General features: G+C 37.5%; 14 protein-coding genes. All 14 read right to left on the minus strand.

Annotated features, from left to right (window positions below):
- Nucleotides 1–689: hypothetical protein (locus tag P9X27_02415; protein MDP8253232.1), on the minus strand; the 689-nt coding region annotated here is incomplete at its 3' end.
- A 106-nt stretch (nucleotides 690–795) separates the two neighbouring features.
- Nucleotides 796–3,375, minus strand: coding sequence for a hypothetical protein (locus P9X27_02420; GenBank protein ID MDP8253233.1), 2,580 nt, complete (start codon nucleotides 3,373–3,375; stop codon nucleotides 796–798).
- Between the two features lie 248 nt (nucleotides 3,376–3,623).
- Nucleotides 3,624–5,138, minus strand: a complete 1,515-nt coding sequence (gene thyX / locus P9X27_02425) for an FAD-dependent thymidylate synthase (GenBank protein ID MDP8253234.1) — start codon at nucleotides 5,136–5,138, stop codon at nucleotides 3,624–3,626.
- A 141-nt stretch (nucleotides 5,139–5,279) separates the two neighbouring features.
- Nucleotides 5,280–6,365 carry an ACR3 family arsenite efflux transporter gene (gene arsB / locus P9X27_02430; GenBank protein ID MDP8253235.1) on the minus strand — a complete coding sequence of 362 codons (1,086 nt, stop codon included), beginning with the start codon at nucleotides 6,363–6,365 and terminating at the stop codon, nucleotides 5,280–5,282.
- Nucleotides 6,366–6,385: 20 nt separating this feature from the next.
- Entirely contained in the window at nucleotides 6,386–7,075 is a 690-nt protein-coding gene (locus P9X27_02435; protein MDP8253236.1) for an aromatic aminobenezylarsenical efflux permease ArsG family transporter, read from the minus strand.
- The gene (locus tag P9X27_02440; protein ID MDP8253237.1) at nucleotides 7,072–7,503 is read right to left on the minus strand and encodes a nitrophenyl compound nitroreductase subunit ArsF family protein; all 432 of its coding nucleotides are present in this window, start codon (nucleotides 7,501–7,503) and stop codon (nucleotides 7,072–7,074) included. Before P9X27_02440 ends, P9X27_02435 begins: the two co-directional genes overlap by 4 nt.
- Nucleotides 7,488–7,721 (minus strand): thioredoxin family protein, encoded by a 234-nt coding sequence (locus P9X27_02445; GenBank protein ID MDP8253238.1) that lies wholly within the window; start codon nucleotides 7,719–7,721, stop codon nucleotides 7,488–7,490. The genes P9X27_02440 and P9X27_02445 overlap by 16 nt, the downstream gene beginning before the upstream one ends.
- Nucleotides 7,718–8,896 (minus strand): permease, encoded by a 1,179-nt coding sequence (locus P9X27_02450; GenBank protein ID MDP8253239.1) that lies wholly within the window; start codon nucleotides 8,894–8,896, stop codon nucleotides 7,718–7,720. The genes P9X27_02445 and P9X27_02450 overlap by 4 nt, the downstream gene beginning before the upstream one ends.
- A complete protein-coding gene (locus P9X27_02455; GenBank protein MDP8253240.1) occupies nucleotides 8,893–9,198 on the minus strand; it encodes a DUF134 domain-containing protein in 306 nt (101 codons plus the stop codon). Before P9X27_02455 ends, P9X27_02450 begins: the two co-directional genes overlap by 4 nt.
- Nucleotides 9,199–9,367: 169 nt before the next feature.
- Complete coding sequence (locus P9X27_02460; protein MDP8253241.1) at nucleotides 9,368–10,078, minus strand: FAD-dependent oxidoreductase; 711 nt, start codon at nucleotides 10,076–10,078, stop codon at nucleotides 9,368–9,370.
- Between the two features lie 60 nt (nucleotides 10,079–10,138).
- Entirely contained in the window at nucleotides 10,139–10,564 is a 426-nt protein-coding gene (locus P9X27_02465) for a desulfoferrodoxin family protein (protein MDP8253242.1), read from the minus strand.
- A gap of 19 nt (nucleotides 10,565–10,583) precedes the next feature.
- Nucleotides 10,584–11,159, minus strand: coding sequence for a rubrerythrin family protein (locus P9X27_02470; GenBank protein ID MDP8253243.1), 576 nt, complete (start codon nucleotides 11,157–11,159; stop codon nucleotides 10,584–10,586).
- A gap of 1 nt (nucleotide 11,160) precedes the next feature.
- The gene (locus tag P9X27_02475; protein ID MDP8253244.1) at nucleotides 11,161–12,321 is read right to left on the minus strand and encodes an FprA family A-type flavoprotein; all 1,161 of its coding nucleotides are present in this window, start codon (nucleotides 12,319–12,321) and stop codon (nucleotides 11,161–11,163) included.
- The gene (locus tag P9X27_02480; GenBank protein ID MDP8253245.1) at nucleotides 12,318–12,791 is read right to left on the minus strand and encodes a pyridoxamine 5'-phosphate oxidase family protein; all 474 of its coding nucleotides are present in this window, start codon (nucleotides 12,789–12,791) and stop codon (nucleotides 12,318–12,320) included. The genes P9X27_02475 and P9X27_02480 overlap by 4 nt, the downstream gene beginning before the upstream one ends.
- Nucleotides 12,792–12,804: the final 13 nt, after the last annotated feature.

Here is a 12,804-nt window from a genome sequence, read left to right on the forward strand (position 1 = left end):
CCATCTAGGTCGATTCTAATCCACTGCTTAGGTAGAGTATGCCCTGAAGATCCTATCTGATCATATAATTCCCAGGCTGAATCAGGTACATGATAAGGTACTTCCAATATTATGTTTTTAGACATTCGCCCATCATCAACGTCTGTTGTGTCATTGCTCATATTAAACCCTGCTCTTTCAAACGCATTGGAGAAAACCAAAAATTCTTCTAAGTGAATAAAAAAGTCTCTATTCTCTTGCCATGGAAATCCACCTGAGCCTTCTGCGGATATAAAATAAATACCTTTGCCATCCTCTGAAGGAGCCAAAGCAGGAGTAATATGATTATAGCTATACCTACCAGTCTCAACAAAGTATTCATCTAGCAGCTGTATGACAATATACTTATAAAAAATAGAGCTATCTCCGCTTGTTAATCTCTTCTCTCTCATCATTAATGGCCGATTAAGAGTCTGCTCCCATAGCTCCCTAATTTCTGCAACATGTGCAACCCAGGCACCTTCAGGCCATCCCCCTGCTTCCTCAATTGCCCTCTCTATTTCAGATGCAGTAAGTAAAGTAAATCCACCTGTCTTTATCCTGCGCAAAGAAAAGCTATAGTCAATTTGATCCAATATAGAAAAGTTATTTTGATTTATAAATAAAAATATTGCTAAAAATATCAAAATACAAAAATACTTTTTAAACATTATTTACACCTCACTCTACTTTATTTATAACACAAATTAAAAGAGATACAAATTTTAGCAAATTGGAAAATAAAATAATTTCAAAAACAGTACGCTAAAGAACAATCTATTGAGAAGTTCTTTCTATAGAAATAATTTTGACTCCGGGATAGAAAGATGCTAAATCAGACCAAATAACATCTAAGGCTTCTGTTGAAGCTATAATTCTTAAAAAATGTTGAAACGAATCATAATCTCCATACTCATCTGTTAAATATCTCTGATTCTGTATAAAATTAAGTGAATTATTATTCATTTGTGCATATAACAAATAAAGAAGTACATCTTCATAATTTTCAACAATCCTGAAACCTTCTTCATTTTCAATACTTCGAAGGTTTAGGAGCATACTGTCAAATATACCTTGAGTTTGAATATCGCCAGGCAAAGTCAACTCAGCTATCTCCCTATCTATTGTTTCTATTAGAGAACTGATACCCGCTTCCGTCTCACTATCAGAGCCCAATTCACTTAGACGCGTTTCCAAATCCTCTTTAGTTATTTTTAGCTGAATTATTTTTCTCTGAGTAGATCTACCTCTTACTTCTGATTCATAAAGAAGATCTCTTCTTACAGAATCTATAATTCCCGCACCTTCTAATCGATCAATAGTATTTCTAGGGTAGAAAGCTAGAGAAGAAACATCCTCGTCAATTCTATGCATAAACTCCCGTAACCCCGTAGCAGTTAACCCGCCGTATCTTTCCATCAACTCACTAGAAAGTTCTCCTAAACTGCCCCGGACACCTACTGTTTGAGAGTTGAAATATCGTTTAAAGTTTGAAAAATCACTCAAAATAGTCATGATATTTCTCATGGGGATCAACTTCGGAGCGTAATCGCCAGCATAGTCATATTGTGAAGTTATATCCAGTGTAATCGGAAAAACCTGGGATATAAAATCCATATTTACAGCATGGTATATTGCTCCAAAATGACGTAACAACCTTGCTGTCATCGCCAGGTTATCTCTTAGAAAACCGGCATCAGCTATTTGGATTGAACCATTATCTGTAAGATTAGTAAGCATATTCTCAAGACATGCTGCTGCACCCACATCCAAGCTGAATCTACCTTCATATCCCGAATGTAAAATACCCTCAATATACCTGCTGTGATCAATTTGACTTAAATTTTCTATCGGCCTTAATCTTTCAACAAATTTAATCCGCTGGAAAAATTTCTTGCCTAACTTTTGCAATAAAGCAATGTCCTGCGTCTGAATAGCAAGTTTTATCTCCTCAAGGCTATGGCCTTCAATCACTTCATCTTCTTTCATGTCAACATACATCCTTGCTTCAACTTCATAGACTATACCATCTCTAATCTCGATTATCTTGGTAGGTAAAGAGTTTAAAAGCAGGTTAGACCTAATCAGCAATGCCGGCTCTACACCTGCTAAGATTTCGGGATTTAAAGCATCGGCTTGTTTAATCTCTACTCTATCTCTATGCGCTGCTAAATGAGGTGAATTTGACAAGTTCTCAACAACAGCCTGAGAATAATCAAGCAAAACATAGGTTATTCTTTCGTAATACGAAGTACCTTTCTCACCATCGAGCTCTTTCATCCTCGTCAAAAATTCAGCTGCCGAACAACCATCCCCTGCCCCCCATTCTTGAACAACGATATTTTCCGGCAATTGACCAACGAAATCCATCTCTTCTAATTTGCCATAAAAATCTTCTGCACTCCTTCTTGCACATCCAGGCTCTAAAGTCATCTGCTTATCAATAACACCAAATGCATTGGCACCAAAAGCCCCATAGTATAATGTATTCATTAAATTTAAAAAGCTTCCTTCCTGATCTAATGATGAAAAATCACCTACATATTGATAGTCTGAAACACCAGAGCTTGCTGCATTAATCTCTGATTCATTTTCTAATTTGACCTCAAATGGAATGTCTTCACCGTGACGCTGTAATCTAATTGTGCCACTACCTCCTATGCCTCTCATTTTAGAATCTAGTTCTTCAAAATATCTTTTATGTGCTAAGGCACAATCAAGACCCATGTTTTCTTCTCCGTCCATTAAAAGATTTTCCAGACTCGCCCTAAAAACTTTTGTAGTTTCATAAAAATAATCATAAGTTGGAACAAATACTAACCCATCTATATTAGAAATTTGAAGTGTTTTTATATCCATCTCTACATCTATGAACCCGCCGATTCTAAAGGATAGCTTTTCTCCATCCGAAGATATGTTTCCAAGTTTCAAGAATCCAGAGGCTAAATTAGAACTTAAATATTCCACTAAAGGTTGATGAGAATCATTTTTCCACTGCTCCGTAAGTCTTGCAATCTGATATAAACTTTCAATCAAAATATCAAATTCACCGGCAACTAATGATTTAGGCTGAATACTTTGACCGCTCAAAGCGCCTCTATCCGCTCTTATTATCTCAACCGCAGGCAGCAAATTGCCAATCTTAATCTCAGCGCGATCTGCTCCAGTGCCTAAAATAGGAGACAAAGTAGCCCCCTCTTCCAATTGTTTCCTGATATCATCACAAGAAATTCCTGCAGGCAAACTAACAACACGTCTTAAAGAAATATCGCTAACTGAGAATATAAAAACATTTAGTAAATTGAAAGTTAAAATAACAAAGCAGATAGATATCCAACATGTTTTTTTCATTTCCATACCCAACACACCCTCTTTAATAAATATACCATATTTATACAGCAAACATAGGTTTTAAATAAAAAAATAAAACTTGATGAAATTTAATACAGGACTTTTCATATTCTATCTGATTGATTTTTGGCTTCCTAAGTGATCTTACCTCCCCCATCAACACCTTAATAAGCCAAGATACTATACGCGGAACTGGTCAAAAGATTGCATGACAACTAACATATTAATATGCTGCATTAAATAACCGCTGCTTTCTATTTAATATTGCGTGCACCAGGTAAGATAGCCTCTGTTACCTTTGGTAAATACCCGAAAATATTTTTATATATCTCATTATATTTATCCTTGCCTCCGATCAGCGCAAAGGTCAAGGGCATGACTTGCTTTGCCTGCTTGCTCATTGCGCAAGAGATGTTTTGGATGTCCCATTGCGCATGAACATCTTCCCTTAATCGTGAGATATGATACAATTCGCGAGCATTAACCCGTATCAATACACGCTTTCTGTGAGCATTAGTTAAAATATAGGGCGCAGCTTGCGGGTTTTCGTTCCTTATCTTGTTATATACATCGTTGGTTTCATCAGCGATTTTTTGAAAATACTTATCCATACCAATCTCTTTTATAGATTCAGGAATTGTCAATCCTAAGTCTATATCATAAGGTTGTGCTGTAATCGTTGACATGCGGTGCCGTTTCAGTTGTCCGAAACAGGCAGCAGATAATACGATGTTAAACGAGAGATTTACATATTCAAATTCACGGGGCATAGAGTCGTAAAATTGCATATTACCCCAAGTTGTCTTAAAAACCTCTTTCTGCTCCTCTTTTGAAAGATTTTCAATAAATGATCGACATTCTTCATAAGGTAGATTCGAGGATACATGTAAAAGACTTGCCGCGATAACCTGATCTGCTTTTTCTGTAAATTCTACTAATCGCACCTCTTCTTCTCTATCAACTGCTATAGATTGAGCAGCTAAATCAATCATCTTATTGGCAAGTTTTTTAAGATCAGGATAGGTTTTACTATCTAAGTCATTAGCCTCATGAAAAATGATGACAGACGGTGCTACATCAGCAACGCATTTATACATAGCCTTCCCAAGCTGACGTATCTCAGCTAAGGGATGGGATGCAAATCTACGGAGCAAGAGCTCTAAGTTGCGAGCATTTATAGTCTGTCCAACTTGCGACTCTGTCGCTAAAGCTGTAATATAACGAGCATCTTCTTTAGCCCAGCCTTCAAGCAGGTTATGATTTTTGGGATTTTTCGCAAGATCAGCATGTTTTTTAAAAACATGCTCTTTGAGTTTCTCAAGGAGCTCAAAATACGCGTTATTCTGCCGATGAATCATATCAATAAATACGCCCTCCAAAGATGTTTGCTTAATTTCATCAGGAATAACGAAATCATTATCAAGTGTGATATAACGCTGAGATTTCTCCGTATAAGAACATAATCGAAATTTCTCTAGTTCTTCCATGGCAAAACGCGAAACACCCAGAATATCCAGATTAAACACAGCGTGTTCAGCTACAGAATGATGTCCCATCTTAAATATAATGGCTGAATTAGAACGCCTGGCCTGTTCGACTTCCCCTCTGGCGTCTACTCTTATCTCATTAATCGGCCGAGAATCCCGACTTATACGGGCATAAGCTGCAGAGAGCACTTCAGGCGTCAAATCTTCGCGCTCAGTCCCCTTCCCTTTAAGTTCACTTAAGACCCCTGCATCTACATTATACCCAGCTAAATAAATCTTCATAGCAAACCTTCCTTTCTTGTTCCTTAATATTTAGAACATTTTCTTTATTACAGCTTAATCAATACCTCTATAATCTTCTCCTGTAGGCAGACAGAAAAAAGACAACCGAAAGTCTCAATAAGAGATTTTCTCATATTATACCTATCTGTCAAATAGATACTTAGTTCTCAAGCATACTCTCACCAGCATAAGCATAACGGGTACTTCAATCAAAACCCCAACAACAGTGGCAAGAGAAGCACCTGATGATAAGCCGAACAACATTGCAGAGGTTGCTATCGCAACTTCGAAATGGTTGCTTGCTCCAATCAAAGCTGATGGAGCAGCATCGCGATACCCTAACTTTAACCATCTCGCCATTGCATATGTTAAAGCAAATATAACACAGGTTTGAATAAAAAGAGGTATCGCTATCAGAAAAATAACTTGGGGTTGATTGACAATAAGCTCTCCCTTAAAACAAAACATGAGGATCAATGTAATAAGCAGCGCAAAGATTGAAATCGGCGTTAAACGATGAATAAATTTCTCCTTGAACCATTTAAATCCTTTCTTGGCAATAATCCATTTGCGTGATTGATACCCCAAGAAAAGAGGCAACCCCACATATATTACAACTGATAAAACTATGGTCTGCCAGGGAATAGGCATCTTATTTACACCCAAGAGCCATCCGCCAAGAGGAGCATAAAGAAAAAGCATTGCCAAAGAATTAATTGCTACCATAACAAGGGTATGACCATCATTTCCTTTTGATAAATGCCCCCATATAAGGACCATTGCGGTGCAAGGTGCAATTCCTAATAAAATACATCCTGAAATATAAGACCTGTATAACTCTACCTGCTGCCCTCCTTTAACAATCTCTACGCCGGGAAGCCATCCTTTAAATAAAACTCCCAGAAAAAGAGTAGCTATCGCAAACATGGTAAAGGGCTTAATACACCAGTTAACAAACAGAGTAAGAATAACTGGTTTTGGCGTTTTCCCGGCTTTAATGACCTCGGTGAAGTCAACTTTTACCATAATAGGATAGATCATGAAAAAAAGACATATTGCAATAGGAATAGATACCTGATAAATCGAAAATCGATCAAGCGTTACCGCCACATTAGGAAACAGCTTTCCAAGTAGAATACCTGTACCAATACATCCTATAACCCATAGAGTTAAATGCTTCTCAAAAAAACTTAACCTGCGTTGTTTCCCATGAATAGCATGCTCCATATTTCAACACCTTCTTATAACTACATAAAACTGCTGATATGAGTCCAGATAAAATAAATGCCTGCTAGAATAAATATTATCCCGGTAGTTTTTCTTGTATGTTTTTCAAACATTGCCATCTTATTAAACCAATGGGACAATGTAGAAATTCCAAAAGCTATTCCAAAAGAAAAGACCAATACAGGTAGGCCTGTTCCTATTCCATAGATAAGAGGCAATACAACCCCATAAGTATTATTCAAAGATAACGGAATTAAACTTCCAAAGAAAAGAGCAGCAGATATTGGACAAAATGCAAGCGCAAATAACATTCCAAGAACAAAAGACCCTTTCAATCCGCCTTGAGCCAAAGACTCTTGTTTTTGCTTTGAAATAGAGAGTCCTGAAAAATTAAGACGTATGATATTAAGCAAGAACAATCCGACAATTACCAAAACAGGGCCTAAAATTTTATTCATATACTTCTGGAGAAAATTTGCAATAAAAGGAATGCTCACAAGAGATGCAATAATGATTACCCCTAATACAGCGTATGCAATCATTCTTCCAAAAGTATACATTATGCCTGCAAAAAGCACTGCTTTAGGATGATTAATCTTCTTTGAAAGAAAAGAGACAGCTGCGATGTTTGTTGCTAAAGGACATGGACTTATTGATGTAAGCACACCAAGCCAGAGAGCAGAGCCAAAGACAAGTAGAATCTCAATCATTCTATCTCCTTAAGAAGAGTTTTGATTTCGCTTTTGACATAATTAGCATACTTTTCCTTGTTTCTCACATATTCCCAAATTTTGACAAGATTTTCATGCTTCACCTCTTCTCCATTTTTTACTAATGATAAGATTAAAGCTCTTGAATAAAGCTTATAGTCGTTGACAAAATGCTCATTACTTTCCTCCTCAACGTTTACAGTTTTAAAGACAAGGACGCCTTTATCCAGTTCGTCTTTAAAATTATTATAAATAGCCTCTTTGGCATACTGTTCTAAGTTGTGACAGGTACGACATCGAACATTTCCATAAAAATAGTAAGCAATGAGCTGGGTGTTTTCATCTTGCATACTTTCACCAGCAATAGCAATAGCTGAAATCTGAAAAAAAGCTATGACCGTAAGTAAAACTATTATTGTTTTAACCATTTTTTAATCTCCTCAGATGAAGGAATTTTTCCTGAAGTTTTTACCTCTCCATCTACAACTAAAGCCGGAGTCATCATAACCCCATAACCTGTTATCTTATCCATATCTTCAACTTTAACAACCTCTGCCATTACTCCAATCTCTTTAACAACTGCTTGAGTATTCTCATAAAGTATTTTACATTTAGGACAGCCCATACCGAGAATTTCAATCTTCATTTTACACCTCCCATTATTATGCCAAAGATAATTCCACTAATTGTTGCCATAATTACTACTAAACCAACATAAACAACTGTTTTTTTGTTTCCAATAACGCCTCGAATTACTAACATATTTGGTAAGCTCAAAGCAGGTCCGGCTAATAGTAAGGCCAAAGCCGGCCCTTTTCCCATCCCAGCTCCGAGGAGTCCCTGCAGGATAGGAACCTCAGTTAAAGTTGCAAAATACATAAATGCACCCACGATTGCTGCAAAGAAATTCGACAATAAAGAATTACCGCCAACAGCTTTGGCAATTATCCATGATGGAATTAAACCCTCCTGGTTAGGCCGGCCAAGAAGAAATCCGGCTACTATTACACCTACAAGAAGTAAAGGCATTATCTGTTTAGCAAATGTCCATGAAGCAGATGTCCAGCTCCTAACTTCATCTTTCTTAAACCATCTGATAAGCATAATAACTACCAGAGCAAGCAAACTGAATGAAAGATACCACTTAATGGAATAAATAAACGCCCACAAACCTGTCTTTATTTCCGGCTTTGCCCAATTCGCAAATACCAAAAATGCAACCATCAAAATAAAATACAACGCGTTCTGCCCAAGCGTCCGGCTCTTTACATCTTCATTAACAATAAGATCATCCGGTACATGGCGTGCTTTTTCTTCTTTAAGAAATATAAGATGCATTAGAAGTCCAATTATAATACTGAAAAGTACTGCTCCTACAGCGCGGGCAAGTCCGAGTTCCCATCCTAAAATGCGGGCTGTCATTATAATCGCTAATGCGTTAATAGCCGGACCTGAATAAAGAAATGCTATTGCAGGTCCAATCCCTGCACCTCTTTTATAGATACCTGAAAACAAAGGCAACACCGTGCAGGAACACACCGCTAATATAGTTCCTGAAATTGAAGCAACACTATAGGCAAGTACTTTATTAGCTTTTGCTCCGAAATACTTAATCACCGATGCTTGACTTACAAATACAGAGATTGCTCCCGCTATAAAGAATGCTGGAATCAAGCATAGCAATACATGTTCTCTTGCATACCATCGCACTAATGCAAGTGCTTCAAAAATTGGATTTCTAAAAGGCAGTGCTTCAACGGGTAAATAAAAGCATACTGAAAATATAGCCATCATTAACAAAAACTTCTTTCTCTCTTTCATCTTTTACCCTTCTCTATAATTTTACAACACCCGCCCTCTATTTTTATTGCTTTAATATTTACTAAGGCATCGGCTATCTTTTTATGAGCCGACTCTAAGATGCGTGATATAGTTGAACGATGTACCTTCATAGTTTCGGCTATCTTTTCTTGATTAAAACCTTCTAAGTGAGCCAGTCTTATGGCCTCAAATTCATCAATAGTCATATGCACACCTTCCAGCTTACTCAAAGGTTTACACTGCGGCCGAAAGCAACGCTCTTCTGGAGCACACTTGACCCATCTTGTTTTTTTAGGTCTCATAAAAAACTCCTATAATGCACATATGTGCATTATAATTTAATATAAACTCCGCCATTGTGTCAATAGAAAACGATGGCACTGCTTTGGTTGGGTGTTGTCTTAAAATTGCAACGTTTTACGCTAGAGAGAATTATCTTTTCCGCAAATACAAGATACCTAATCAACTTTATTAATATCCTATAAAATTTTCAACCCACAACTTATCTTTATCGCAGCCTAACTCTGAACATAACTCTATCATAGCATTTACCATAGCAGGCGGTCCGAATGCAAACAAAACCCTGTCACGATAGTCACTCATATGCTCCGATATAGCACCTAAATCTATTGCACCCTGATAGCACGCTGCGCTCTTAACATCACACGCCTGAACAAAATATTTAATGTCCAGTGAAGGATTCTTCCCACTCCACTTATCTAGCTCTTGCCTGTAAGCTATCTCTGCTTCGCTTTTGTTTGCATAAATAAGGCAGATATCTGTATCAAGTTTTTTATCCATAGCATATTCGATTATCGATATTACCGGTGTAACGCCTATACCCCCAATCAAAAACCCTATACGCTTGAATTCGTCCTTGAGCACACATCTTCCCATTGGGCCATCTATAATAATGATATCGCCTTTTTTAAGATCTTTAAGCTTACCTGAAAATGTACTGCCGCTTAATCTTTTTGTAAATTCAACATACTCTTTTCCAGGTGCGCTGGAAAAAGACAGGTATTTATTCAGTTCGTAATTATTTTTATCTTCTTTATCAAAAATAATCTGAGCAAATTGCCCAGGCAAAAAATTCACCGGACTTTCAGATTTAAATCTAAAGCTCTCCACTGTAGGGGTGCGCTTTATGCTCTCTTTGAATATAAGTGTAAACTTATCCATGATTTTTAAAATTTATGAATAGAACAGCTTTTTTAGCTAACTACTTAATCCTCTTTAATATTAAAGATCTATCTCATTAAACCATGCTCCGTGCAGGTTGCATAGATCCACCGCTGCGATCTTTCCTACTCCAGACTTTAAATTAAGCGTAACAACAGGGTTAAGCTTATCTGGAGTAAACATTACTCTTGATATAAACTCTTGATCAATATAAAAATCAACATGTTGTATGCTATGTTCAGAAGTCATCGGATGCTGTATCTCTCCTATCTCTACATAGACATCCCAGCAAGACTCGCATTTTTTAATAACTGCTATGGCCGGAATATGTTTCTTTTCAGATTCTCCTACCTCGACCTTATCAACAGCGGTCTTGAGCGCATCGTTTTTTTCTTCAAAAGATTTTGCCCCGCAGACAGGACATTGTTGAGGTACAACACCGTTTATTGCCACATAACCGCATACTTTGCATACTATACCTTTCATATTGACCTCTCCTGTTTAATTAATAGTTTTCACATAAAATTTCATAATAGGCCTGAGGGTGTGCACAAGCTGGGCATATCTCAATAGCCTCTTTTCCTTCATGCACATAACCACAGTTGCGACATTTCCACTTAACAACCTCATCCCGCTTAAACACCTTACCGTCTTTTACGTTAGTAAGGAGCTTACGGTAGCGCTTCTCATGCTGCTCTTCAACTTCGGCTATCTCTTTAAAGGTATCAGCTACATCACTAAAACCTTCTTCTCTTGCTACTGCTTCAGCTTCCTTGTAAAGCTTTGTCCATTCCTCATTCTCGCCTTTTGCCGAAGCAAGAAGATTAGCTGCTGTATCGCCTATCACTCCTGCTGGAAAAGTCGTTACTATCTCTACGTCTCCCCCTTCAAGGTATTTGAAAAATTTCTTTGCATGCTCTTTTTCATTCTCTGCTGTCTCAATAAATATCGCTGCTATCTGCTCATAGCCGGCTTTTTTAGCAACCGACGCAAAATAGGTGTAGCGATTCCTTGCCTGAGATTCACCAGCAAATGATGTGAGAAGATTTTTTTCTGTTTTTGTCCCTTTTAAATCTGCCATACTAGATTCCTCCTTTCAACTTTTCTTTAATTTGATTTACACTCCCTTCATCGGGAATATACTGAGCCTTTACTGAATCTAGCATATTGAAACCACATGATCTCAATATTTCATCTATCTGCCCAATACTCTGGCCTCCCCAGCCATATGATCCAAACGCTAGGCCTATCCTATTTTTAGGATCAAGACCTTTCATGTAGGTAAGAAAAGCTGCAACCGTTGGAAGCATACCATTATTTAATGTAGGCGAGCCTACACATATATATTTTGCTGTTAAAACCTCTGTCATAACATCTGAGATATGGATATCCTTGAGATCCATCAGCAGCACTGATATTCTTTTCTCTTTAAAAACACTACTTATTGTCTCAGCAATTTTCTTAGTAGAATCCCACATAGTATCATATACAACAACTGCCTTTTCTTCTGTTTCATTACCAGACCATTTTTGATACCTGCCGACAATATCATCTATATGCCTGCGCCATATAATACCATGACTTGGCGCTATCATATCTATTTTAAGCCCAGCAACTGCATCTAGGGCCTTCTTTACCTGATTACCATATGGAAGAACGATATTAGCATAATATTTAGCTGCTTCATCCATAATCATATCAATATCGAGCTCGTCATCAAATCTTTCCTCAGAGGCAATATGCTGACCAAAAGAATCGTTTGAAAGCAGCAGTTTGTCCTGCTCAACGTATGACACCATAGAATCAGGCCAATGCACCATCTGTGTGAGAGCAAATCGTATATCACGCTGTCCGATATTTATGGAGTCACCGGTATTTACAACTTTAAAATTCCAGTTTAAGCCATAATGTTTTCTAAGCCCCTTCTCCCCGTTTGGAGAAGTAACAACAACAGCCTCAGGACATAGCTGTATCATGTTGGGCAAAGAACCTGAATGATCCATCTCAACATGATTTGATACAATGTAATCTATCTTTGAAGGATCGACAATATTTCTTATTCTCTGAAGCATCTCATCGTAAAGATAGTGCTTAACTGTATCAACAAGTGTGATCTTCTCATCGATTATAAGATATGCATTATATGTACTGCCCCGCTGAGTAAGATAGCCGTGAAAATTCCTAAGATTCCAGTCTATTGCACCTACCCAATATATACCTTTTTTGATCTCTACTGCATTCATCTCTCTTCCCTGCTGCGGTAAGGTGGAGCTAAATCTATTACACTCTCGACATCTATCTCAATAAGATATTTAGGTTCTTCAGGCAGCTGAGCCTCATAATGCGCACTTGATACTTTTTCGCTCTGCACGCTTTTTATGAGCCTATCCGACATTCTCTTTAAAACCCTCTTTTCCCACTCTTTTATATAATCATCACTTATGTCATCTTTAAGCACTATCTTTGCCTGTCCAGTGAGAGTATATCCTGTAAAACTGTGCTCATCTACCTGTGTTATGCTCACTCTTGGATCATTATTAAGATTGCCGTACGTTTTGTTATGATATAGATCAACTACAAACACATGTCCATTTTTATGAATACCAGCTATGCCTTTAGCAGAACAATGTATTCTACCGTCTAAGTCTATGGTAGACACAATAACAAAACTTTGCTTCTTAAAAAAATTTATCACCTTATCGGATAGCTCCATACCACACTACTCC

The sequence above is a fragment of the Candidatus Kaelpia aquatica genome (assembly GCA_030765335.1).
Lineage (GTDB): Bacteria > Omnitrophota > Gorgyraeia > Kaelpiales > Kaelpiaceae > Kaelpia > Kaelpia aquatica.

What these genes read in the sequence shown, in the direction of transcription:
- P9X27_02420 (MDP8253233.1), bottom strand. Translation starts at nt 3,375, where the DNA reads ATGGAAATGAAAAAAACATGTTGGATATCTATCTGCTTTGTTATTTTA.
- thyX (MDP8253234.1), bottom strand. Translation starts at nt 5,138, where the DNA reads ATGAAGATTTATTTAGCTGGGTATAATGTAGATGCAGGGGTCTTAAGT.
- arsB (MDP8253235.1), bottom strand. Translation starts at nt 6,365, where the DNA reads ATGGAGCATGCTATTCATGGGAAACAACGCAGGTTAAGTTTTTTTGAG.
- P9X27_02435 (MDP8253236.1), bottom strand. Translation starts at nt 7,075, where the DNA reads ATGATTGAGATTCTACTTGTCTTTGGCTCTGCTCTCTGGCTTGGTGTG.
- P9X27_02440 (MDP8253237.1), bottom strand. Translation starts at nt 7,503, where the DNA reads ATGGTTAAAACAATAATAGTTTTACTTACGGTCATAGCTTTTTTTCAG.
- P9X27_02445 (MDP8253238.1), bottom strand. Translation starts at nt 7,721, where the DNA reads ATGAAGATTGAAATTCTCGGTATGGGCTGTCCTAAATGTAAAATACTT.
- P9X27_02450 (MDP8253239.1), bottom strand. Translation starts at nt 8,896, where the DNA reads ATGAAAGAGAGAAAGAAGTTTTTGTTAATGATGGCTATATTTTCAGTA.
- P9X27_02455 (MDP8253240.1), bottom strand. Translation starts at nt 9,198, where the DNA reads ATGAGACCTAAAAAAACAAGATGGGTCAAGTGTGCTCCAGAAGAGCGT.
- P9X27_02460 (MDP8253241.1), bottom strand. Translation starts at nt 10,078, where the DNA reads ATGGATAAGTTTACACTTATATTCAAAGAGAGCATAAAGCGCACCCCT.
- P9X27_02465 (MDP8253242.1), bottom strand. Translation starts at nt 10,564, where the DNA reads ATGAAAGGTATAGTATGCAAAGTATGCGGTTATGTGGCAATAAACGGT.
- P9X27_02470 (MDP8253243.1), bottom strand. Translation starts at nt 11,159, where the DNA reads ATGGCAGATTTAAAAGGGACAAAAACAGAAAAAAATCTTCTCACATCA.
- P9X27_02475 (MDP8253244.1), bottom strand. Translation starts at nt 12,321, where the DNA reads ATGAATGCAGTAGAGATCAAAAAAGGTATATATTGGGTAGGTGCAATA.
- P9X27_02480 (MDP8253245.1), bottom strand. Translation starts at nt 12,791, where the DNA reads ATGGAGCTATCCGATAAGGTGATAAATTTTTTTAAGAAGCAAAGTTTT.